This window comes from Citrobacter sp. Cpo040 (assembly GCF_030332915.1).
GTDB classification, from domain to species: Bacteria; Pseudomonadota; Gammaproteobacteria; order Enterobacterales; family Enterobacteriaceae; genus Citrobacter; species Citrobacter portucalensis.
Window position 1 is genome coordinate 726,387 of sequence record NZ_JAOWGX010000037.1, and the last position, 22,291, is coordinate 748,677.

16 protein-coding genes are annotated in these 22,291 nt (G+C 53.6%); 5 read left to right on the forward strand and 11 right to left on the reverse strand.

Annotation, left to right across the window (positions count from 1 at the left end):
• Nucleotides 1-223 precede the first annotated feature (223 nt).
• Nucleotides 224-2,560: an aerobic respiration two-component sensor histidine kinase ArcB gene (gene arcB / locus OGX86_RS21980; protein WP_286640677.1), complete on the reverse strand. Its 2,337-nt coding sequence runs from the start codon at nucleotides 2,558-2,560 to the stop codon at nucleotides 224-226.
• Between the two features lie 195 nt (nucleotides 2,561-2,755).
• Nucleotides 2,756-3,685 (reverse strand): tRNA modification radical SAM protein MnmL/YtqA, encoded by a 930-nt coding sequence (gene mnmL, locus OGX86_RS21985; protein ID WP_168978938.1) that lies wholly within the window; start codon nucleotides 3,683-3,685, stop codon nucleotides 2,756-2,758.
• 684 nt (nucleotides 3,686-4,369) lie between these two features.
• On the opposite strand from mnmL, the gene gltB reads away from it, so the two are divergent.
• The 4 genes from gltB (at nucleotide 4,370) to OGX86_RS22005 (ending at nucleotide 13,029) form a co-directional block, all read left to right on the forward strand.
• A complete protein-coding gene (gene gltB, locus OGX86_RS21990) occupies nucleotides 4,370-8,830 on the forward strand; it encodes a glutamate synthase large subunit (protein WP_286640678.1) in 4,461 nt (1,486 codons plus the stop codon).
• 12 nt (nucleotides 8,831-8,842) lie between these two features.
• On the forward strand, nucleotides 8,843-10,261 hold the full coding sequence (locus OGX86_RS21995) for a glutamate synthase small subunit (RefSeq protein ID WP_008785940.1): 1,419 nt from the start codon (nucleotides 8,843-8,845) through the stop codon (nucleotides 10,259-10,261).
• Nucleotides 10,262-10,508: 247 nt separating this feature from the next.
• Nucleotides 10,509-11,759 carry a cytosine permease gene (gene codB / locus OGX86_RS22000; protein WP_235126464.1) on the forward strand — a complete coding sequence of 417 codons (1,251 nt, stop codon included), beginning with the start codon at nucleotides 10,509-10,511 and terminating at the stop codon, nucleotides 11,757-11,759.
• On the forward strand, nucleotides 11,749-13,029 hold the full coding sequence (locus tag OGX86_RS22005) for a cytosine deaminase (RefSeq protein ID WP_008785942.1): 1,281 nt from the start codon (nucleotides 11,749-11,751) through the stop codon (nucleotides 13,027-13,029). The genes codB and OGX86_RS22005 overlap by 11 nt, the downstream gene beginning before the upstream one ends.
• A 58-nt stretch (nucleotides 13,030-13,087) precedes the next feature.
• Here OGX86_RS22005 and nanQ read toward each other — a convergent pair whose 3' ends face one another.
• From nanQ to nanR, 5 genes are all read right to left on the reverse strand, one after another.
• Nucleotides 13,088-13,555: an N-acetylneuraminate anomerase gene (gene nanQ, locus OGX86_RS22010; RefSeq protein ID WP_286640740.1), complete on the reverse strand. Its 468-nt coding sequence runs from the start codon at nucleotides 13,553-13,555 to the stop codon at nucleotides 13,088-13,090.
• A 2-nt stretch (nucleotides 13,556-13,557) separates the two neighbouring features.
• On the reverse strand, nucleotides 13,558-14,427 hold the full coding sequence (gene nanK, locus OGX86_RS22015; protein ID WP_286640680.1) for an N-acetylmannosamine kinase: 870 nt from the start codon (nucleotides 14,425-14,427) through the stop codon (nucleotides 13,558-13,560).
• 96 nt (nucleotides 14,428-14,523) lie between these two features.
• Nucleotides 14,524-16,014, reverse strand: a complete 1,491-nt coding sequence (locus tag OGX86_RS22020) for an MFS transporter (RefSeq protein WP_286640682.1) — start codon at nucleotides 16,012-16,014, stop codon at nucleotides 14,524-14,526.
• Between the two features lie 109 nt (nucleotides 16,015-16,123).
• Complete coding sequence (gene nanA, locus OGX86_RS22025; RefSeq protein WP_286640683.1) at nucleotides 16,124-17,017, reverse strand: N-acetylneuraminate lyase; 894 nt, start codon at nucleotides 17,015-17,017, stop codon at nucleotides 16,124-16,126.
• A gap of 259 nt (nucleotides 17,018-17,276) precedes the next feature.
• Nucleotides 17,277-18,068, reverse strand: a complete 792-nt coding sequence (gene nanR, locus OGX86_RS22030) for a transcriptional regulator NanR (protein ID WP_126317335.1) — start codon at nucleotides 18,066-18,068, stop codon at nucleotides 17,277-17,279.
• Nucleotides 18,069-18,427: 359 nt separating this feature from the next.
• Here nanR and dcuC point away from each other — a divergent pair, with 359 nt between their 5' ends.
• On the forward strand, nucleotides 18,428-19,795 hold the full coding sequence (gene dcuC, locus OGX86_RS22035; protein ID WP_286640685.1) for an anaerobic C4-dicarboxylate transporter DcuC: 1,368 nt from the start codon (nucleotides 18,428-18,430) through the stop codon (nucleotides 19,793-19,795).
• A gap of 55 nt (nucleotides 19,796-19,850) precedes the next feature.
• On the opposite strand, the gene sspB is transcribed toward dcuC, so the two are convergent.
• The 4 genes from sspB to rplM all read right to left on the reverse strand — a co-directional run bounded on the left by sspB (nucleotide 19,851) and on the right by rplM (nucleotide 22,151).
• A complete protein-coding gene (gene sspB, locus OGX86_RS22040; RefSeq protein WP_003025130.1) occupies nucleotides 19,851-20,354 on the reverse strand; it encodes a ClpXP protease specificity-enhancing factor in 504 nt (167 codons plus the stop codon).
• A gap of 5 nt (nucleotides 20,355-20,359) precedes the next feature.
• A complete protein-coding gene (gene sspA / locus OGX86_RS22045) occupies nucleotides 20,360-20,998 on the reverse strand; it encodes a stringent starvation protein SspA (protein WP_003025132.1) in 639 nt (212 codons plus the stop codon).
• A 316-nt stretch (nucleotides 20,999-21,314) separates the two neighbouring features.
• Nucleotides 21,315-21,707, reverse strand: a complete 393-nt coding sequence (gene rpsI, locus OGX86_RS22050) for a 30S ribosomal protein S9 (RefSeq protein WP_003025138.1) — start codon at nucleotides 21,705-21,707, stop codon at nucleotides 21,315-21,317.
• Between the two features lie 15 nt (nucleotides 21,708-21,722).
• Nucleotides 21,723-22,151 (reverse strand): 50S ribosomal protein L13, encoded by a 429-nt coding sequence (gene rplM / locus OGX86_RS22055; RefSeq protein WP_003025141.1) that lies wholly within the window; start codon nucleotides 22,149-22,151, stop codon nucleotides 21,723-21,725.
• Nucleotides 22,152-22,291 lie beyond the last annotated feature (140 nt).

Genomic DNA, 22,291 nt, shown 5'->3' on the forward strand with positions numbered 1-22,291 from the left:
ACTCCTTTCTCAACTGGCTGAAACATATTAGTTATTATGATTTAAATGCTACGCTTCACACATTTAACTGATTCATGTAACAAATTATTTAAGATTTGCTATCTTAACTGCGTGCGGCCTGAAAATTAGGGCTGCGCCCTTGTAAACAATGATAATAATTTACGGCGCAGCCACGATTTCCCTGGTGTTGGCGCAGTATTCGCGCACCCCGGTCAAGCCGGGGTCATTTTTTTTCCACGCTCGCCACCCAGGCTTTTAATACTGCCACGTCGTGCTGCCACTCCTGCTTCATCTCTTCAATCCATTCAGCAACGTTATCTTCCCAAGCAGGAAGATCCGGCGACTGGATTTGCTGACCTAGCTGTTGCAGGTGACGCAGCCCCACTGAACCTGCTGCGCCTTTAATTTTATGGCCTTCCTCAACAACACCTTTTTTATCCCGTGCCGTCAGGTTGGACTCCAGCACGCTCAAATATCCCGGCATCATCTTCTCAAACACCGCCAGCCCGTCGGTAATTAACTTCGGTCCCACCAGCTCGAGGTATTGTTCCAACATAGGAATATCTAACAGCGCTTGCGATTTACTGCTTTCTTCAGATGTCACAGTGCTCTCCTCTTCGTTTCGGGTATCCCAGTATTTTTTGATCATGGCGGTTAGCGCCGGAACCGACAGCGGCTTACTCAGCACGTCGTCCATGCCTGCGTCCAGATACTCTTTTTTATCTTTCAGTACGTTGGCGGTGAGTGCAACCAGCGGTGGCAGATCTTCACGGGCGTATTTTTGCGTGAGCTCCCGCGAGATATCCAGACCGGTCATATCCGGTAGCTGAATATCCAGCAGCACCAAGTCATATTCACCCGGCGTAAACATTTCCAGCGCGGCTTTCCCGGTCATCGCGACATCCACGCTGTTGCCTAATTTTTCCAGCACGGAGCGCGCAACAATAACGTTCAGCTCAATGTCTTCTACCAGCAGCACATTCAGGGCTGGCAGCGGCATTTCATCGTCTTCAAAAGCATCTTCAATCTCTTCCGCTACCGCAGGGGCATGCACGGTTAGCGTAAAGATGGACCCTTTTCCTGCCTGGCTGGAAACCGTAATATCACCGCCCATGTTTTTCGCCAGACGCTTCGACACGGCCAAACCAATCCCTGTCCCCGTTGCCGGTTTACCGCCGTTGCTGTCCTTCACCTGATAATACATAGCGAAGATTTTATCCTGCTCATCCTGCGGAATGCCGATGCCGGAATCTTCAACTTCGAAATGCAGCATATTCCCATGGTCATAGCGCGCCCGCACGGTCACCTGCCCCTGCTGGGTAAACTTCACGGCGTTGCTGATCAGATTCCACAGGATCTGACGCAGACGCGTTCCGTCGGTAATGACCTTATGCGGCAGCGGTAACGTCGGCTCAAGCACAAAACGCAGCCCCTTTTGCTGCGCCTGTAGGCCAGAGAGGTTTTCCAGATCCGCCATAAAACTGGTGAAATCGATCGGCTGGTTATCGAGCTGGACTTTACGTCGCTCCATCTTATCCATGTCGATAATATCGTTGAAAATATTCCCCAGCGTCACAGCAGAGACGTGGATTGTTTTAAGGTATTTTTCCTGCTCCGCGGTCAGATCCGTATCCAGCAGGATCCGGCTTAAGCCGACAATGCCGTTAAGCGGGGTGCGCAGCTCGTGGCTGATAGTAGAAATAAAGGTGGTCTTATCACGGCTGGCGCGCTCAAGCGCATCCTGATAACGCTTACGCTCGGTAATATCGCGCCCAAAGCCCATCAGACCATGTCGCTTACCTACGCGGTCATAGTAAGGCACTTTGCGAATTTCAAAGCAGGCTTTGCGCCCGTCCGGGTAGTCCAGCCACTGTTCGTAGGTGAGCGAAACATTATGGCGGAACACCTTCTCGTCGGTCTCAATCACCTTTTCAGCCGCTTCAGGAGAGTAAACGTCAGCCGGTTTTAAGTTCACCAGCTGCTTTTCGCTTTTGCCGGTCAGCAGCTCCATGGCACGGTTACAGCCGGAAAACTCCTTATCTTCATTGCGATAAAAAACCAGATCCGGCGAGGCATCAAGGAAAGAGCGTAAAAAGGAAGACTGTTGCTCAAGCTGGATCTGCGCCTCTTCGCGCTCTTTGATTTCAACCTTCAGTTGCTCGAATGTTTCCTGGCGCTCTGCTTCGGCTTTTTCACGCTCAACAATTTCCTGATTGAGCTGGGCAATATTATCTTTCAACTGCACATTGAGCTTGAGATCTCGCTCGCGCATCTCTTCCAGCTTTTGTACCAGTCGTGACAGGCGTTGCCGGGACTCCTCAAGTTGCTCCACCACCACAGACAAGAAATAGACGGCCCAGGGGGTAATTAACAGACCAAAAAAGATAGAACGGATGACATCAATGCTTTCTACCTGGCCATGCAGCACCATGGTGACAGCCATCTGCACCACAATTGCCAACACGACCAGAGCCAGCGCCAACAGCAGCGAAAAGCGCACCAGACCTAACTTCATCATCAGGTCGACGTAATATTGCGCCAGCATACGGATTTGCTTCATAGAGGGTTCCTTCACGACAACTTGGCACAATAATACTCAATTCTCAGCGTGACGTTGAAGATTGTGCAAGAAATGCGGAGGTTATCGGTGAAATGACCGCGGAGAGGCCATCGTAGGCCTGATAAGCAAAGCGCCATCAGGCAAGCAGGCGCAGATTTCCGGATGTCGGCTTTGCCTTATCCGGCCTACGGAGAGTTAGTTCTCAGGCTGCACCCATGGCGTACCGAGCGCCGAGCCTTGCACACCGTACTTGTTAAGGTACTTATCCAGTTCGACCATGCCGGTCCAGCGATTTTCACACCATAGCGGCGCCAACAGCGTTGGGCGACGCGCGCTGGCGGAAATACGATGATAAATCACCTCCGGCGGCGTATGGCGGATCATCTCCCCTGCGGTAATCGTGTAGTCGTCCAGTTCAATCCCGTTCAGCCGCCCGGCTTCCCAGGCTTTCGCCATCGTACTGCCTTTCACAATATGCAGCGGATGCAGCTTAATACCGTCAACGCCCGTCTCCACCACACGTTCCATGGTTTGCAGGCATTCTGCCTGCCCTTCTCCCGGCAGACCGACAATCAGGTGTGAGCACACTTTCAGCCCGCGCTCGCGTGCCAGTCGCGTAGTGCGTTGGTAGCAGGCAAAATCATGGCCGCGGTTAATACGATGCAAGGTTTTGTCATGCGCGGTTTGCAAACCGAGTTCCAGCCATACCTCATAGCCGAGGTCTTTATACTCGCAAAGCAGATCGAGTACCGCATCCGGCACGCAGTCGGGGCGCGTCCCAACGCATAACCCGACGATACTGGCCTGGCTAACCGCCTGCTGATACATCGAACGCAGCACCTGCACTTCAGCAAAGGTGCTGGTATAGGCCTGGAAATAGGCCAGATAGCGTTTCGCGCGATTGACCAGATGCGCCTGATGCTCAAGCTGCTCGGCAATAGAATGGTGCTGCTGTGCTTCATCGGCAAACGAGGCGACATTGCAGAAAGTACACCCGCCACGTCCGATGGTGCCATCACGATTTGGACAGCTAAAGCCGCCGTGAAGCGTGAGTTTATGAACCTTTTGCCCGTAACGGCGAGAAAGATCCCCACCAAACATATTGACTAATTTCTGTAACTGCATAATCTGGTAGACCGCGCCTTGAAAAGAGGCCAAAGCCTGCCATTTTTTGCCCCAGTCGGCGATGACCTGGATCAATCGCCCTGGCGTGCTTTTATTCATTGCATAACAAATCAAAATAATCGAAATTTCATTCATTCAAAATAAAATTACTTTTCCTTATATCCGACTGTTTTTTTTATCTTCTTATACTCTCAGCATAAAAACAGTATCTTTAAGACGCCAAAACTCCAAAAACCAGCATAAAATGCCAAGCATAGCGATAAACAAAGGGAGGACGGGGGATATACAGCCTTTCTGACAGTGAGACAGATCACACTTCGCTCCCCATCCCCCTTGCGTTAAATCAATGTAAAAAATCCTTAAATTTCAACATATTCATAAAGTTAATCGCCCTATAGCACATTTTTGCATAAATAAGATTGCCATTTGACCTGTGTGTGGATTCCCGATAACGTGGAAATCCGCTGGAAGCTTTCTGGATGAGCAGTCTGCTCATCATATTTATGCAGTAATTGAGATTCCCTCTGAAGCAAGTCCTCAAACTTGTTTGACCTATGCGAAAAGGATAAAGAGGGCGAATGCGAGGTAAGCGTATGACACGCAAACCCCGTCGCCATGCTCTTGGTGTGCCCGTGCGCAACGGTCCAGATGGGAATCCCGCAGAGCCTGGGGAGGTTCACTGATATGTTGTACGATAAATCCCTTGAGAGGGATAACTGTGGTTTCGGCCTGATCGCCCACATAGAAGGCGAACCTAGCCACAAGGTAGTGCGTACCGCCATACACGCACTGGCCCGCATGCAGCACCGTGGCGCAATTCTAGCCGATGGTAAAACCGGCGATGGTTGCGGTTTGCTGTTACAAAAACCTGACCGCTTTTTCCGTATCGTGGCGCAAGAGCGCGGCTGGCGTTTAGCTAAAAACTATGCCGTCGGCATGATCTTTTTAAATAAAGACACTGAACTGGCTGCAGCTTCTCGTCGCATTGTCGAAGAAGAATTACAGCAGGAGACCCTGTCGATTGTCGGCTGGCGCGACGTGCCGACCAACGAAGGTGTTCTCGGTGAAATCGCCCTCTCCTCCCTGCCTCGTATCGAGCAAATTTTTGTCAACGCCCCTGCGGGCTGGCGTCCGCGTGATATGGAGCGCCGCCTGTTCATCGCGCGCCGTCGCATCGAAAAACGCCTCCAGGACGATAAAGACTTCTACGTGTGTAGCTTGTCGAACCTGGTCAATATCTATAAAGGTCTGTGTATGCCGGCGGATCTGCCGCGCTTTTACCTGGACCTGGCGGACCTGCGTCTGGAATCGGCCATCTGCCTGTTCCACCAGCGCTTCTCCACCAATACCGTACCGCGCTGGCCGCTGGCCCAACCGTTCCGCTACCTGGCGCATAACGGTGAAATCAACACCATCACCGGCAACCGCCAGTGGGCACGCGCACGTACCTATAAATTCCAGACACCGCTGATCCCTGACCTGCACGACGCCGCACCGTTCGTTAACGAAACCGGCTCCGACTCCAGCTCAATGGATAACATGCTGGAACTGCTGCTGGCTGGCGGGATGGACATTATCCGTGCCATGCGTTTACTGGTGCCGCCGGCCTGGCAGAACAACCCGGATATGGACCCGGAGCTGCGCGCGTTCTTTGACTTTAACTCCATGCACATGGAGCCGTGGGATGGCCCGGCGGGCATTGTTATGTCCGACGGCCGTTTTGCCGCCTGTAACCTTGACCGTAACGGCCTGCGTCCGGCGCGCTACGTCATCACCAAAGACAAGCTGATTACCTGCGCCTCTGAAGTTGGGATCTGGGATTATCAGCCGGATGAAGTGGTTGAGAAAGGTCGCGTCGGCCCTGGCGAGCTGATGGTTATCGATACCCGCAGCGGGCGCATTCTGCACTCCGCCGAAACCGATGACGATCTGAAAAGCCGCCATCCGTACAAAGAGTGGATGGAGAAGAACGTCCGCCGTCTGGTGCCGTTCGAAGACCTCGCAGACGATCAGGTCGGCAGCCGCGAACTGGACGATGACACGCTCGCCAGCTATCAGAAACAGTTTAACTACAGCGCCGAAGAGCTGGATTCCGTGATCCGCGTGCTCGGCGAAAATGGTCAGGAAGCGGTCGGTTCAATGGGTGATGATACCCCGTTTGCCGTGCTCTCCAGCCAGCCGCGCATCATTTATGACTACTTCCGCCAGCAGTTCGCGCAGGTGACTAACCCGCCGATCGACCCGCTGCGTGAAGCGCACGTTATGTCGCTGGCCACCAGCATCGGTCGTGAGATGAACGTCTTCTGCGAAGCCGAAGGTCAGGCACACCGCCTGAGCTTTAAATCGCCGATCCTGCTGTACTCCGATTTCACCCAGCTCACCACCATGAAAGAGGAGCATTACCGCGCCGACCGCCTCGATATCACCTTCGACGTGACCGAAACCACCCTCGAAGAGACCGTCAAGGCATTGTGCGATAAGGCGGAACAGATGGTGCGTAACGGTACGGTGCTGCTGGTGCTCTCTGACCGTAACATCGCGAAAAACCGCCTGCCGGTTCCGGCACCGATGGCCGTGGGCGCAGTGCAAACGCGCCTTGTAGAACAAAGCCTGCGTTGCGACGCCAACATCATCGTTGAAACCGCCAGCGCCCGCGACCCGCACCATTTTGCTGTCCTGCTCGGCTTTGGCGCGACGGCCATTTACCCGTATCTCGCGTATGAAACGCTGGGACGGCTGATCGACACTCAGGCGATTGCCAAAGATTACCGGACCGTGATGCTGAACTACCGTAACGGCATCAACAAAGGTCTGTACAAAATCATGTCCAAAATGGGCATTTCGACCATCGCCTCTTACCGCTGCTCGAAGCTGTTTGAAGCGGTTGGTCTGCACGATGATGTCGTGGCGCTGTGCTTCCAGGGCGTGGTCAGCCGTATTAGCGGCGCAGGGTTTAGCGACTTCCAGCAGGATCTGCTGAACCTCTCCAAACATGCATGGCTGGCACGTAAACCTATCAGCCAGGGCGGTTTGCTCAAATACGTCCACGGCGGCGAATACCATGCCTACAACCCGGACGTGGTGCGCACGCTGCAACAGGCGGTACAAAGCGGCGAGTACAGCGACTATCAGGAATATGCCAAGCTGGTCAATGAGCGTCCGGCGGCCACGCTGCGCGATCTGCTGGCGATTACGCCTGGCGATGAAGCCGTAAGCATTAGCGAAGTAGAACCCGCAACCGAACTGTTTAAACGCTTCGATACCGCAGCTATGTCCATCGGCGCATTAAGCCCCGAAGCACACGAAGCGCTGGCCGAAGCCATGAACAGCATCGGCGGCAACTCGAACTCCGGTGAAGGCGGTGAAGACCCGGCGCGCTATGGCACCAATAAAGTGTCGCGCATTAAGCAGGTTGCTTCCGGTCGCTTTGGCGTAACCCCGGCGTATCTGGTTAACGCCGATGTCATCCAGATTAAAGTCGCTCAGGGCGCGAAACCTGGCGAAGGCGGTCAGTTACCGGGTGATAAAGTCACCCCGTACATCGCCAAACTGCGCTATTCGGTGCCGGGCGTGACGCTGATCTCCCCGCCGCCGCACCACGATATTTACTCTATCGAAGACTTAGCGCAGCTGATTTTCGACCTCAAACAGGTCAACCCGAAAGCGATGATCTCCGTGAAGCTGGTTTCCGAACCAGGCGTTGGCACCATCGCCACAGGCGTGGCGAAAGCCTATGCGGATCTGATCACCATTGCTGGCTACGATGGCGGTACCGGCGCAAGCCCGCTCTCCTCGGTGAAATATGCGGGCTGCCCGTGGGAACTCGGTCTGGTGGAAACCCAGCAGGCGCTGGTCGCTAACGGTCTGCGTCACAAGATTCGTCTGCAGGTTGATGGCGGTCTGAAAACTGGCGTGGATATCATTAAAGCAGCGATTCTCGGCGCGGAAAGCTTCGGTTTCGGCACCGGTCCAATGGTCGCGCTGGGCTGTAAATATCTGCGTATTTGCCATCTGAACAACTGCGCAACCGGCGTGGCAACTCAGGACGACAAACTGCGTAAGAACCACTATCACGGTCTGCCGTTCAAAGTGACCAACTACTTTGAATTTATCGCCCGCGAAGTGCGCGAACTGATGGCCGAGCTGGGCGTGAAACGTCTGGTGGATCTGATTGGTCGTACCGACCTGCTCAAAGAGCTGGAAGGGTTTACCGCCAAGCAACAGAAACTGGAACTGTCTCGTCTGCTGGAAACCGCCGAACCGCATCCGGGTAAAGCGCTGCATTGCACCGAGAACAACCCGCCGTTTGATAACGGCGTGCTGAACGCTCAGTTGTTACAGCAAGCGAAACCGTTTGTCGACGAGCGCCAGAGCAAAACCTTCTGGTTCGATATCCGCAACACCGACCGTTCTGTTGGCGCGTCGCTGTCGGGCTATATCGCGCAAACGCATGGCGATCAGGGGCTGGCGTCTGACCCAATCAAAGCGCACTTCAGCGGTACCGCAGGCCAGAGCTTCGGCGTGTGGAACGCGGGCGGCGTGGAGTTGTATCTGACCGGTGATGCCAACGACTATGTCGGTAAAGGTATGGCGGGCGGTCTGCTTGCAGTGCGTCCTCCGGTTGGCTCTGCTTTCCGTAGCCATGAAGCGAGCATCATTGGTAACACCTGTCTGTATGGTGCCACCGGTGGCCGCCTGTTTGCCGCGGGTCGTGCGGGTGAGCGCTTTGCAGTACGTAACTCCGGCGCAATCACCGTGGTTGAAGGTATTGGCGACAACGGCTGCGAATATATGACCGGCGGCATCGTCTGTATTCTCGGAAAAACGGGCGTCAACTTCGGAGCGGGTATGACGGGCGGATTCGCCTACGTGCTCGATGAAGACGGTGAGTTCCGCAAACGCGTGAACCCGGAACTGGTAGAAGTGCTGAGCGTGGACTCGCTGGCTATCCACGAGGAACACCTGCGCGGTTTGATTACCGAGCACGTACAGCATACCGGCTCTTCACACGGCGAAGAGATCCTGGCTAACTGGCCAGCATTCTCGGCGAAATTCGCGCTGGTAAAACCAAAATCCAGTGATGTGAAAGCACTGTTGGGTCACCGTAGTCGTAGCGCAGCAGAGCTGCGTGTGCAGGCGCAGTAAGGGGTAGCAGCAATGAGTCAGAACGTATACCAATTTATCGACCTGCAGCGCGTTGATCCACCTAAGAAGCCGCTGAAGATCCGTAAGATCGAGTTTATCGAGATCTACGAGCCGTTTTCCGAAGGTCAGGCCAAAGCACAGGCAGACCGCTGCCTGTCCTGCGGTAACCCGTACTGCGAGTGGAAGTGCCCGGTGCATAACTACATCCCGAACTGGCTGAAACTGGCGAACGAGGGGCGTATTTTTGAAGCAGCAGAACTGTCGCACCAGACCAACACTCTGCCGGAAGTCTGTGGCCGCGTGTGCCCGCAGGATCGTCTGTGTGAAGGATCCTGTACGCTGAACGATGAGTTCGGCGCGGTGACTATCGGTAACATCGAGCGCTATATCAACGATAAAGCATTCGAAATGGGCTGGCGCCCGGATATGACCGGCGTGCGTCAAACCGACAAGCGCGTGGCGATCATCGGTGCCGGTCCGGCAGGCCTGGCCTGTGCTGATGTGCTGACCCGCAACGGCGTGAAGGCGGTGGTATTTGACCGCCACCCGGAAATCGGCGGTCTGCTGACCTTCGGTATCCCGGCCTTCAAACTGGAGAAAGAGGTCATGACCCGCCGTCGTGAAATCTTCACCGGTATGGGCATTGAGTTCAAATTGAACGTGGAAGTGGGCCGCGATGTACAGCTTGACGATCTGCTGAAAGATTATGACGCCGTGTTCCTTGGCGTAGGTACCTATCAGTCGATGCGCGGTGGGCTGGAAAACGAAGACGCTTCCGGTGTGTTTGATGCCCTGCCGTTCCTGATCGCCAATACCAAACAGTTGATGGGCTTTGGCGAAAGCAGCGACGAGCCGTACATCAGCATGGAAGGCAAACGCGTCGTCGTTCTCGGCGGTGGCGATACCGCGATGGACTGCGTGCGGACCTCGGTTCGCCAGAACGCAGCACATGTCATCTGCGCTTATCGTCGTGACGAAGAGAACATGCCGGGTTCCAAACGCGAAGTGAAAAATGCGCGTGAAGAAGGCGTCGAATTCCAGTTCAACGTCCAGCCTTTAGGCGTGGAAGTGAACGCCAACGGTAAGGTATGCGGTGTGAAAATGGCGCGTACCGAAATGGGTGAACCAGATGCGAAGGGCCGTCGCCGTGCGGAGATCGTCGCCGGTTCCGAACACGTTGTTCCGGCAGATGCGGTGGTACTGGCATTTGGCTTCCGTCCGCACAGTATGGAGTGGCTGGCAAAACACAGCGTCGAACTGGATTCTCAGGGCCGCATTATTGCTCCAGAGCGCAGCGACAACGCCTTCCAGACCAGCAACCCGAAAATCTTCGCCGGTGGCGACATCGTGCGCGGTTCGGATCTGGTGGTCACCGCGATTGCCGAAGGTCGTAAAGCGGCAGACGGTATCCTGAACTACCTGGAAGTGTAATACAGCCTCTTAAGGCATCTCATCTGCCCTGGTGGGTGAGATGCCAAATTCCTGCCGCAATACCGCCAAACCTGCCGATTAAGCCAGTCTGACAACACGTTTAGTAAACAGGGCAAATAACCTTTACACCCCAAACAGATCGACATCATGAATAATAACCATGTAAAAATCAGACGAAAACGTTTGCTTTACGTTGAGAACTGTATATTATGCGGCGGATTTTTTGGGCAAAATTCATGGAGGCGTTGTGTCGCAAGACAACAATTATAGCCAGGGCCCCGTCCCTCTGGCGGCGCGAAAAGGCGTAGTTCCACTAACATTTGTCATGTTGGGACTCACATTCTTTTCCGCCAGTATGTGGACCGGTGGCACACTCGGTACCGGTCTTTCTTATAATGATTTCTTCCTGGCAGTTCTCTTCGGTAATCTTCTCCTCGGTATTTACACTGCATTTCTCGGTTTTATCGGCGCAAAAACAGGGCTCTCAACCCACCTTCTGGCACGTTACTCATTTGGTGTGAAAGGTTCATGGCTTCCCTCTCTGCTGTTAGGCGGCACACAGGTAGGCTGGTTTGGCGTTGGTGTGGCCATGTTTGCTATCCCGGTTGGCAAAGCGACGGGAATTGACGTCAATATCCTGATTGCGATTTCCGGTCTGTTGATGACCCTGACCATCTTTTTTGGCATCTCAGCGCTGACCGTTTTATCTATCATCGCCGTGCCTGCCATCGTCGTACTTGGCAGCTACTCCGTCTGGCTGGCAGTGAGCGATGTCGGCGGTTTGGAGCATTTAAAAACAATAGTGCCGCAAACGCCGCTGGATTTCTCCACCGCACTGGCGCTGGTAGTCGGCTCGTTTGTCAGCGCAGGGACGTTAACCGCTGACTTCGTCCGTTTTGGCCGCAACGCCAAAGGCGCGGTGCTGATCGCCATGGTGGCGTTTTTCCTTGGCAATTCGCTTATGTTCATCTTCGGCGCTGCGGGCGCGGCTGCGGTTGGACAGGCGGATATCTCTGACGTGATGATTGCCCAGGGACTGCTGCTGCCCGCGATCATCGTTCTCGGCCTGAATATCTGGACCACCAACGATAATGCGCTGTACGCATCGGGCCTGGGATTTGCCAATATTACCGGCCTTTCCAGCCGTACGCTGTCAGTGGCTAACGGTATTATTGGCACACTGTGCGCACTGTGGCTTTACAATAACTTTGTCGGCTGGCTGACATTTCTGTCGGCAGCGATTCCCCCGATTGGCGGGGTGATCATCGCCGACTATCTGCTGAACCATCGCCGCTATGCCGACTTCAGCAAAGCGCAATTTATTTCCGTAAACTGGATAGCGATCCTGTCCGTTGCACTGGGCATTGCCGCAGGTCACTATATTCCCGGCATCGTGCCCGTCAATGCCGTACTTGGCGGCGTATTCAGCTATATCCTGCTGAATCCACTTTTCAATCGCAGCCTTGCTAAATCCCCGGAGGTCAGCCATGCAGAATAATAACATCACCATTCATCAGGCGCGTTTACAGGGACGTGAAGGGTTATGGCAAATCACGATTGAAAACGGGCGCTTTAGCCGTATTGAGCCTCAAGACGCAGCGACGTTACCACAGGGTGAAGTGCTTGATGCTGAAGGCGGTCTGGCTATCCCACCGTTCGTTGAGCCACATATCCATCTGGACACTACACAAACCGCGGGCGAGCCGAGCTGGAATCAGTCTGGTACGCTGTTTGAGGGCATTGAACGCTGGGCTGAACGTAAGGCAATGCTCACTCACGAAGACGTCAAAGCGCGCGCCATGCAGACCCTGAAGTGGCAGATGGCCAACGGCATCCAGTATGTCCGTACTCACGTTGACGTTTCCGACCCTACGTTGACGGCGCTAAAAGCCATGCTGGAGGTGAAGCAAGAAGTCGCTCCGTGGGTAGAGCTACAGATTGTCGCGTTCCCGCAAGAAGGCATTCTTTCTTATCCCAACGGTGAAGCGCTCCTGGAGGAAGCCGTGCGTCTGGGCGCCGACGTCATTGGCGCGATCCCGCACTTTGAATTCACGCGTGAATATGGCGTAGAGTCGCTGCACAAGATTTTCGCTCTGGCGCAAAAATACGACAAACTTATCGACGTGCACTGTGACGAAATCGATGATGAGCAATCCCGCTTTGTTGAAACCGTTGCGGCACTGGCACATCGCTACAATATGGGCGAGCGCGTGACCGCCAGCCATACCACGGCGATGCATTCCTACAACGGCGCGTATGCTTCCCGTCTTTTCCGTCTGTTGAAAATGTCCGGCATTAACTTTGTCGCAAATCCACTGGTGAATATTCACCTGCAAGGGCGCTTTGACACTTATCCTAAGCGTCGTGGTGTTACGCGCGTCAAAGAGATGCTGGAAGCGGAGATCAACGTCTGCTTCGGTCATGATGACGTCTTCGATCCGTGGTACCCGCTGGGCACTGCGAATATGCTGCAGGTGCTGCATATGGGATTACACGTGTGCCAACTGATGGGATACGGACAAATTAACGATGGGTTGAACCTGGTCACCAGCCACAGCGCGAAAACCCTGCACCTGCAGGACTACGGTCTGAACGTGGGGAATTCTGCGAATCTGGTGATTTTGCCTGCAGAAAATGGGTTTGACGCGGTTCGTCGCCAGACGCCTGCCCGTTATTCCATTCGTCATGGTCGAGTCATTGCCGAGACGGTCCCAAGCCAAACCACACTGCATCTGACGCAGCCAGAAACGGTGACGTTTAAGCGCTAGGTCGTTACATTCCATGTCGGATGGCGTAAGCCTTGCCATCCGACACAGTCTCTCATTCTCAAGCTTGTAATAAGCTGGCGCGGACTTTGATCACCACTTTTTTGATGTCCATCGGGGCCTGCACCACACAACCCGGTTTATGCGGCTCGCCCGGCATAAAAATCACAAATTTTCCCGGCTTCAGTACCATAGCCTGTTCATCGGCAATCTGGCTGCACAGCTGATAATCATCCTCGATGTGCATCTCTTCACAGTGACGAGCAGAATCGGTAATCCCGAACAGAATCCGTTCTTCGCCGGACAACAGCATCTGAATATCAATGTACTGCTGATGCAGCTCCGCTTTCTTATGCTCTGGGCTCTGCGTTGTAAATTGCATGACATTCATAAAAATATTCTCGCCCTGCAACGTGTAGCGCCCAGGCGTCTTCTCCTGCGGATTCGCCGCAATGGCAAGCGTTAACGCCTGCTGCAAGACCGGATGTAATCCGGCAGAAGGCAGTGAATTCAACGCATCTGATATCATCATCATTCTCCCTGGGCCAACAGCGCGGCCCCCAGTAATCCAGCGTCATGACGGTAATGCGCCGCCAGCAATTCCACGTGATAGGCCAAAGGCTCTTGTGCCAGATAATGTTCCACCAGCGCAAGATACCCTTCAGCCAGCCCAACGCTGCCGCCAATCACAACAATCTGGCAATCGGTCGTGGCCTTCACATCGGCAACAAGCCTTGCCAAAGTACGCGCCGAGCGATGGATCAACCGGCTTGCCTGCTCATCCCCCTGTCCGGCACGGCTAAAAATAGTTTTGGCGTCGAATCCGGCAAGCGCGCCTTCGGCAGCCGCCGCTATTCCACGACCGGATGCGATCGCCTCAACGCAACCCACACGCCCGCAGCCGCAAACAGGCCCATGCGGATCGGCCAGCGTATGTCCCAGATGCCCAGCCAAACCGCCGACTCCGGTCAGCAGTGTCCCACCGCTGACGACTCCCCCGCCCACGCCTGTGGAGACGGTAATAAACACCAGATCGCGGTACTCACCACCAAGCGCATCGTACTCAGCCCACGCCGCTGCCTGTGCGTCATTGACGGCCAGCGTCGGCAGGTCGGTGATTTGCTCCAGCGTTTGTGTCAGCGGAAAATGCATCAACCCGCCGAGGTTATGCGGATTCAGCGCCAGTAAAGCCCCCTCACGAATAATCCCCGTCGAGGCGATCGCCACCCGATTAGCACGCCCCTGTAGCGGTGCAACCAGTGTTTGTAACGCGGCGCGCAGCGCTTGCGGCGTTTTACTGGCAGGCGTCGGCAGTTCACGCCGCTCGCGGACTTGCAGATTGTTCTCTACCAGCGCGGCAGCCAATTTGGTGCCGCCAATATCAATCGCCAGTGTGGTCATGACACCGCCTCATGCATCGTAGTGGCGCTCTGTAGCTCAAAGAACGACATATTCTTCCCTTACGGCTATTGCCCGGTTCAGCACCGGGCAATTGGATTAACTTTTGGATTTCACCATGGTGCTTTTGTCACCGCCGAACGGCACGGCCCCGCTAAACGGTCGACCATCAATGGCATCATGCGTACGCAACGCTTCAGGCCGCAGCCAGCGCTGTACACGGGACGGCATATCAAGACCAATCAGCAGGATCACTACAAATGTCAGGCCGAAAGAGAGCGATCCCAGCGCGGTACCCAGATCCAGACGTTGGGCAATCAGCGCGCCGATGATCGGTGCCAAAGCCCCGCCCAGTGCGCCCACGTTATAGGTGAAGCCCAATCCCGCCGCACGCTGATCGGTATCGAAATAGCCGCCAATCAGTTTTGGTAAGATCCCGGAGATCCCCTGGCCGAGCATTTGTTGGAAAAACAGCAGCAACCCCAATACCCAGACGTTTGAACCGCCTATCGCAAACACCGGAATAATCAGCAACTGCGAGGCCAACAGACTGCAGACATAAGCTTTACGCGTGCCCAGCCAGTCACCAAGAAAACCGCCGACGCAACAACCGACCGCCGCACCAAAGCCGCTAAAGAAGAGCACTCTGGCCACCGTGGAAGGATCGTACAGCAGTTCCGTTTTCAGATAGGTTGGCAACAGCGCCTGAATCGGCCACGAGTACAGGAAGGCGAATAGCACGACCACCATCAGCATCACGCCCGTCGGCCAGCGTTTCCCGCTGCTTTGCACCATAAAGCTAATGAAGATAAAGGCGCATATCAGTCCCAGGACCGCCACGATAGCCGCATTTTGCAGGTTGCCAGCAAAGCAGAACCACAGCGCAGTTGCAGCGGCGAGCGTCATCAGAATATTAATTACCCGATGGTCGCCCCGGTAGAGAATGTCCACCATCGTGCGTACCGGCGCTTTGCCTTCGTGTTTTTCTTTCCAGTCTTCCGCTTCCGGAATATTTTTACGCAGCCAGAGGGCGAAGATAATTGGCAGGATGCCGATGAAGAACAGCGCGCGCCATCCCCAGACCGGGACCACCAGACTGTAGACCTGGGCGGCGATCACGGCACCAACGGAAAAGCCGGAAATCAGGAAACCACTGGCTTTGTTTCGCAGATGTTTAGGCCAACTTTCAATAACATAGGTTGCGCTGGAACCATACTCACCGGCCATTCCCATACCGATAACCAGGCGGGCGATAAACATGGTGGTGTAGCCCGGCGCAAAGCCGCAGGCCAGCGTCCCCACGGAGAACAGAATGATGCTGGTGACCATCGCCAGGCGGCGTCCGTAACGATCGCCCATGGCCCCCAACATTAATCCGCCAAACCAACGGGAGATAAAGGCGGCCGAGATCAGACTGGCAGCCTGCACCGTCGTCAGTCCGAATTCGCCCTGCACTTCTGTCAGCACCAGGGCGATTAACACAAAATCGAAACCATCAAGCAAATATCCCAGCCAGGCGGCGGAAAATGCCCGCCATTGTGCCCGATTGAGATGGCGATACCACGGGATGCTCTGGGTAGAAGTACTCATTTTACTCTCCCGACGATTTTTGTTGTTGTGCCGGGTAGTGGCTTTGCCCTACCCGGCCTACGGTCGAAAATCCAGGCCGGGCAAGCGAAGCGCCCCCGGCGACCCGTGATTACGCCTTTTCCGCCAGCAGTTGGTTTGCCAGCGCTTTCAGTTCCGGCAGATATTGTTCATCTACCGGGGCAAAGGGTTTACGGCACAGTGGGACAGAAACCACATCCATATAGTGCAGTACCGTTTTCAGGCCGCGGAACACGCCAACCTTAATGAGCAGATCGATAACCTTATTGCACTCAGTTTGCAGCTTTTGCGCCGTGCGGATGTCGCCTTCTTTGAGCGCTTTCACAATTCCCTGATAGCGCCACCCCATGATGTTGTAAGTGCTACCGATACCGCCATCTGCGCCCGCGAGCAGTCCGGAAGCGAAGATCTCGTCATAGCCGTTATAAAGCACCAGATCGGGATGAGCGCGGCGGATCTGTTCCATCTGATAGAGATCGCCGGAAGTTTGTTTCAGCGCGCCAACGCCAGGTAGCGTCACCAGCGTGTTGATCTGATCCAGAGTCAGTTTTACACCGCTCAGCGCCGGGATGTTATAGACCACCATCGGCAATCCATTAGCTGAATCAATAATTGCGCGGTAGTGGTCGCAATGCTCTTCAAAGCTGAACGGATAGTAAAACGGCGTGACGGCCGAAACTGCATCAAAGCCGTAACGATGCGCGGCGCTCGCCAGCTGTTGGCTTTCTTCGGTGCACACCGTGCCAACATGAGCGATCAGCGTCACCTTGCCTTTCGCTTCTTCGGCCACAATTTCCAGCACCTGCTCTCTTTCAACGCGGTTTTGGACAAAGGCCTCACCCGTTGAGCCACCGACATAGAGCCCATCGACACCCTGACCAATGTTGAAACGCACCAGGCGGCGCAGACTCTCGATGTCCAGTCTCTGTTGGTTATCGAATGGGGTTAACAACGCTGGCATTACGCCTTTTAAATCTCTTGCCATAACGACCTCTGACGATGATTAGTGTTATCTGACTACATACCTTTATACCTGTTATACCAGATCAAATAAGCAGCAATACAATACAGAACGCTTATAGTGCGATCTACTTCACTAAACACTTCATCCTTCGAGCCGCCTCTGCGTTAGCTGCGTTCGCTCACCCCTGTCACATAGTTATCTATGCTCCAGGGAACTCGCTCTCTTGCCGCCTTGATGCAACTTGAATGATTTTGTGTTTAAACGATCGTCGGGATCGCGATCACTTACGCAATTTTTTACTTTTGCTGAAGGCGTGCCAGGTCGCGGAAACGCTGTTGAGGTGTTCTTGCAGTGCGCGGTCAGCTTCTTCAGGATCGCGCTGGCGAATAGCTTCTACAATCGCGATATGCTGCTGATAACTCACGTTATTGTGTTCATACAACTCTTGATCGGCAACGGTTGGACGGGCGGCAATCAGCCAGTCTAACAGCGCAACATGGATAGCCATAAAGATAGGATTGCCCGGGATCTCAGCCAGTACACGGTGAAAATCAACGTCCGAGCGGATGAACAACGTATTGTCATCGAGCGACTGGCTGTTGATCTCCAGTGCTTTAGCCAGTCTGTCGATTTGCTCATCTGTCGCATGTTCGGCGGCGTATCGTACCAGGCTGGATTCAAAGAAAAGTCGCAACTGCTCGAAGTGGGCAATGCCACCGGGATGTGCGAGGAAATCTTTCGCCATACCAGACAGCTCGCTGATGATGGTATCAGCTGAAGGACGCGAAACGCGGGCGCGCTCGCCGTTGTTGATTTGTACCAGACCTTTGCGTTTTAACGCGGCCAGCGCTTCTCGTACAGAAGGACGGCCCACGTTAAAGAAGGCCATCAGCTCCCGCTCAGACGGCAACTGTTCGCCCTCGCCAAATTCCCGACGACGAATCATCTGCTCCAGTTCTTCTTCAACCATTTCAGACAGTTTTTTACGCGCCAACGGGCGATTGCGTAAGCTACGGCCAATGGTGGATGGAGAGTCTTCAGCTTGCGAATCAAATGCGTTCATAGGGTCCATTCAGCTAAGTCGTGGTGACAAACAACAGCGGGTTTATCCTAACACAGGATCGAAAGCAGGGTGAAATGATGGACGATCTGATCCGGCTGGCCTATTGATAATATACGTAACAGCAATATTATTTTAAGCGAGTATCTTCTGCCTCATTTTAATTGAATGGAGTTAAATAGCTTCATGAAAATTATGAATATGAACGTGATAATTTATCATAACCATCTATTTTATAACGATAAATAATTACACCATCGAATTAAAAATAAGATATTCACTCCATAAAAAATGCCCAGAAAAATATAACATCCGTTTTGACAGCAGCGTTATTACCGGATTTATCTTCTTCTCTGACATGGAGTGAAACAATGTTCGGCATCATTATCTCTGTCATCGTTTTATTAACGATGGGTTACCTGATCCTCAAAAACTACAAACCGCAGGTCGTGTTGGCCGCCGCCGGGATCTTCCTGATGATCTGCGGCGTCTGGCTGGGCTACGGCGCGTTGGTCGCTGACGACAAAAGCAGTGGCTATCTACTGGTCGATATTTACAATGAAATTTTGCGTATGCTCTCCAACCGCGCGGCCGGACTGGGGTTATCAATCATGGCGGTGGGCGGTTATGCCCGTTATATGGACAGGATGGGGGCCAGCAGAGCGATGGTTAGCCTGTTAAGTCGCCCGCTCAAGCTAATCCGTTCCCCCTATGTAGTTCTTGCCGCCACCTATGTGATTGGTCAGATCATGGCGCAGTTCATTACCAGCGCATCCGGGTTAGGTATGTTGCTGATGGTGACGCTGTTCCCAACGCTGGTTAGTCTTGGCGTGAGCCGTTTATCCGCTGTTGCGGTCATTGCCACTTCGATGTCGATTGAATGGGGCATTCTGGAAACCAACTCTATTTTTGCCGCGCAGGTCGCGGGCATGAAAATCGCCACCTATTTCTTTCAATACCAGTTGCCCGTCGCGTCGTGTGTCATTGTCGCCGTCGCCATTGCGCATTTTTTCGTTCAGCGTCAATTTGATAAAAAAGCCGCACCGGAAAGTAACGGATTTGCGGAACATAAGACGCTGGAAAACGTACCCCCGCTCTATTACGCCATTTTGCCGGTGATGCCGCTGATCCTGATGCTGGGCTCGCTTGCCCTTGCACAAATGGGGCTAATGAAAGCTGAGTTGAATCTGGTGGTGGTGATGTTGATGAGCATGACGCTGACTATGTTTGTTGAATTTCTGCATAAACATAATCTGCGCGAAACGATGGATGATGTGCAGGCTTTTTTTGACGGCATGGGGACGCAGTTTGCCAACGTTGTCACCCTGGTGGTCGCTGGTGAAATCTTTGCGAAAGGGTTGACGACTATCGGGACTGTCGATGCCGTAATAAAAGGCGCAGAGCATTCCGGTCTTGGCGGTATCGGCGTGATGATCATCATGGCGGTGGTCATCGCCGCCTGCGCGATCGTTATGGGGTCAGGCAACGCGCCGTTTATGTCTTTTGCCAGCCTCATTCCGGATATTGCCGCCGGGCTGCATATTCCTGCCGTAGTAATGATTATGCCGATGCATTTTGCCACTACGCTTGCCCGCGCGGTGTCACCCATAACCGCTGTAATTGTCGTGACATCGGGTATTGCCGGCGTATCGCCCTTTGAAGTGGTAAAACGTACAGCAATCCCGATGGCAGTGGGGTTTGTGGTGAATATGGTAGCCACCATCGCGCTGTTTTATTGATACCAAAGCCAGAAAACAGAACAGGCCCCAAAGGGCCTGTTTTTTATTTCACTCTTTATTTCACTACGCGCAGCGCTGGACGCCCACCGCGAGGCGGTGGCGGAGTATCATCCGGATCGTTGTCGTCGCCATTATCAGGTTTATCGCCATCAATGACCGACATGACCGTTTCACTCTCAAAACCAGACGCGTCGTTGTCGTCATCATTTAAGCTGGCAACATCTTCGTCGTAGGCGGCTTCCGGTTCGAACATCGTACCGGCGCCATTTTCACGTGCATAAATTGCCAGAACGGCAGCCAACGGCACAGACACCTGACGCGGCACACCACCGAAGCGCGCGTTAAAGCGCACTTCATCGTTAGCCAGTTCCAGGTTGCCCACCGCACGCGGTGCAATATTCAGAACAATTTGCCCGTCACGCGCATATTCCATTGGAACCTGCACGTCCTGGAGCGTCACATCCACCACCAGATGCGGCGTGAGCTGGTTGTCCAGCAACCACTCATAGAACGCGCGCAGCAGATACGGACGGCGTGGTGTTAGCTGTGGCAAATCCATACAGGTTAACCCCGGCCCAGACGCATTTCACGTTCAGGCTCAGTCAGAGAAGCCAGGAAAGAGTCTCGTTCGAAGACGCGAGTCATGTACCCTTTCAGTTCTTTCGAACCTGCACCGTTGAATTCAATACCCAACTGCGGTAAACGCCACAGCAGCGGCGCCAGGTAGCAGTCTACCAGGCTGAACTCATCGCTCAGGAAGTAAGGTTTCTGGCCAAATACTGGCGCGATTGCCAGCAGTTCTTCGCGCAGACGCTTACGCGCGACTTCGGCTTCAGATGCAGAACCGTTCACGATGACGTTCATCAGCGTGTACCAGTCTTTTTCAATACGCTGCATGTACAGGCGGCTTTCACCACGCGCAACCGGGTAAACCGGCATCAGCGGCGGATGCGGGAAGCGCTCATCCAGGTATTCCATAATGATGCGAGATTCCCACAGGGTCAGCTCACGATCCACCAGTGTCGGTACGCTCTGATTCGGGTTGAGGTCGATCAGATCCTGAGGTGGATTGTCCTTCTCCACATGCTCAATCTCGAAACTAACACCTTTCTCAGCCAGCACAATGCGGACCTGATGGCTATAGATGTCAGTAGGACCAGAAAACAGCGTCATTACCGAACGTTTGTTGGCAGCGACAGCCATGAAAACCTCCAGGTATATTCAGAATTTTTACTGCTACCAGCCACTCAGTGGCCAGCCAGAAGTGATGTCACCCAGACTCGGGAAAGTCATTACTGTTCAAAATACAAACAAAAAATGAACGATACCGGACATTTGGGCAGAAAATTGGATGATAGTTTACCAGATTTTGTGACCTTTGTGGTGAGTCGATTCTTGAAATGGGGAAAAAGAGGTGGCAATCAGCGGATTACCGTGGATCTGAGGCGAGAAATAACGATAAAAAAACCCGCCGAAGCGGGTTTTTTCGCAAATTGTCGTCTGCCGAAGCAGAGTACAATTAACGTTTGGAGAACTGAGGACGACGACGTGCTTTACGCAGACCGACTTTCTTACGTTCAACCTGACGAGCATCACGGGTAACGAAGCCAGCTTTACGCAGTTCGCCACGCAGGGATTCGTCGTACTCCATCAGAGCGCGGGTGATACCGTGACGGATCGCACCAGCCTGACCAGAGATACCACCACCTTTAACAGTGATGTACAGATCCAGTTTCTCAACCATGTCGACCAGTTCCAGCGGCTGACGAACTACCATGCGGGCAGTTTCACGACCGAAGTACTGTTCCAGAGAACGTTGGTTGATTACGATTTTACCACTGCCCGGTTTGATGAAAACGCGAGCTGCGGAACTTTTGCGGCGACCAGTGCCGTAGTATTGATTTTCAGCCATTGCCTATAATCCCGATTAGATGTCAAGAACTTGCGGTTGCTGTGCCGCGTGGTTGTGCTCGTTGCCAGCGTAAACTTTCAGTTTACGGAACATAGCACGACCCAGCGGGCCTTTTGGCAGCATGCCTTTAACCGCGATTTCAAGCACACGCTCAGGACGGCGAGCAATCATCTCTTCAAAGGTCGCTTGTTTGATACCACCGATGTGGCCGGTGTGGTGATAGTACACTTTGTCAGTACGCTTGTTGCCGGTTACAGCAACTTTGTCAGCGTTCAGAACGATGATGTAATCACCGGTATCTACGTGCGGAGTGTATTCCGCTTTGTGCTTACCGCGCAGGCGCAGAGCCAGTTCGGAAGCCAGACGGCCCAGAGTTTTACCGGTCGCGTCAACAACATACCAGTCGCGTTTTACGGTTTCTGGTTTAGCTGTAAAAGTTTTCATTAAAAGCTTACCCAAATAAATAAGTTACACGTTGGTGAACACCCAAACGTTTTGTCAGTTGAGGTTCACACGACATTGTCCAGCAAACCTACCCCTTCGAATAGCCTATGCCGGCGCATAGAAAGTTTTGGGAAAAAAAC

What these genes read in the sequence shown, in the direction of transcription:
- arcB (WP_286640677.1), bottom strand. Translation starts at nt 2,560, where the DNA reads ATGAAGCAAATCCGTATGCTGGCGCAATATTACGTCGACCTGATGATG.
- mnmL (WP_168978938.1), bottom strand. Translation starts at nt 3,685, where the DNA reads ATGCAGTTACAGAAATTAGTCAATATGTTTGGTGGGGATCTTTCTCGC.
- gltB (WP_286640678.1), top strand. Translation starts at nt 4,370, where the DNA reads ATGTTGTACGATAAATCCCTTGAGAGGGATAACTGTGGTTTCGGCCTG.
- OGX86_RS21995 (WP_008785940.1), top strand. Translation starts at nt 8,843, where the DNA reads ATGAGTCAGAACGTATACCAATTTATCGACCTGCAGCGCGTTGATCCA.
- OGX86_RS22005 (WP_008785942.1), top strand. Translation starts at nt 11,749, where the DNA reads ATGCAGAATAATAACATCACCATTCATCAGGCGCGTTTACAGGGACGT.
- nanQ (WP_286640740.1), bottom strand. Translation starts at nt 13,555, where the DNA reads ATGATATCAGATGCGTTGAATTCACTGCCTTCTGCCGGATTACATCCG.
- nanK (WP_286640680.1), bottom strand. Translation starts at nt 14,427, where the DNA reads ATGACCACACTGGCGATTGATATTGGCGGCACCAAATTGGCTGCCGCG.
- OGX86_RS22020 (WP_286640682.1), bottom strand. Translation starts at nt 16,014, where the DNA reads ATGAGTACTTCTACCCAGAGCATCCCGTGGTATCGCCATCTCAATCGG.
- nanA (WP_286640683.1), bottom strand. Translation starts at nt 17,017, where the DNA reads ATGGCAAGAGATTTAAAAGGCGTAATGCCAGCGTTGTTAACCCCATTC.
- nanR (WP_126317335.1), bottom strand. Translation starts at nt 18,068, where the DNA reads ATGGACCCTATGAACGCATTTGATTCGCAAGCTGAAGACTCTCCATCC.
- dcuC (WP_286640685.1), top strand. Translation starts at nt 18,428, where the DNA reads ATGTTCGGCATCATTATCTCTGTCATCGTTTTATTAACGATGGGTTAC.
- sspB (WP_003025130.1), bottom strand. Translation starts at nt 20,354, where the DNA reads ATGGATTTGCCACAGCTAACACCACGCCGTCCGTATCTGCTGCGCGCG.
- sspA (WP_003025132.1), bottom strand. Translation starts at nt 20,998, where the DNA reads ATGGCTGTCGCTGCCAACAAACGTTCGGTAATGACGCTGTTTTCTGGT.
- rpsI (WP_003025138.1), bottom strand. Translation starts at nt 21,707, where the DNA reads ATGGCTGAAAATCAATACTACGGCACTGGTCGCCGCAAAAGTTCCGCA.
- rplM (WP_003025141.1), bottom strand. Translation starts at nt 22,151, where the DNA reads ATGAAAACTTTTACAGCTAAACCAGAAACCGTAAAACGCGACTGGTAT.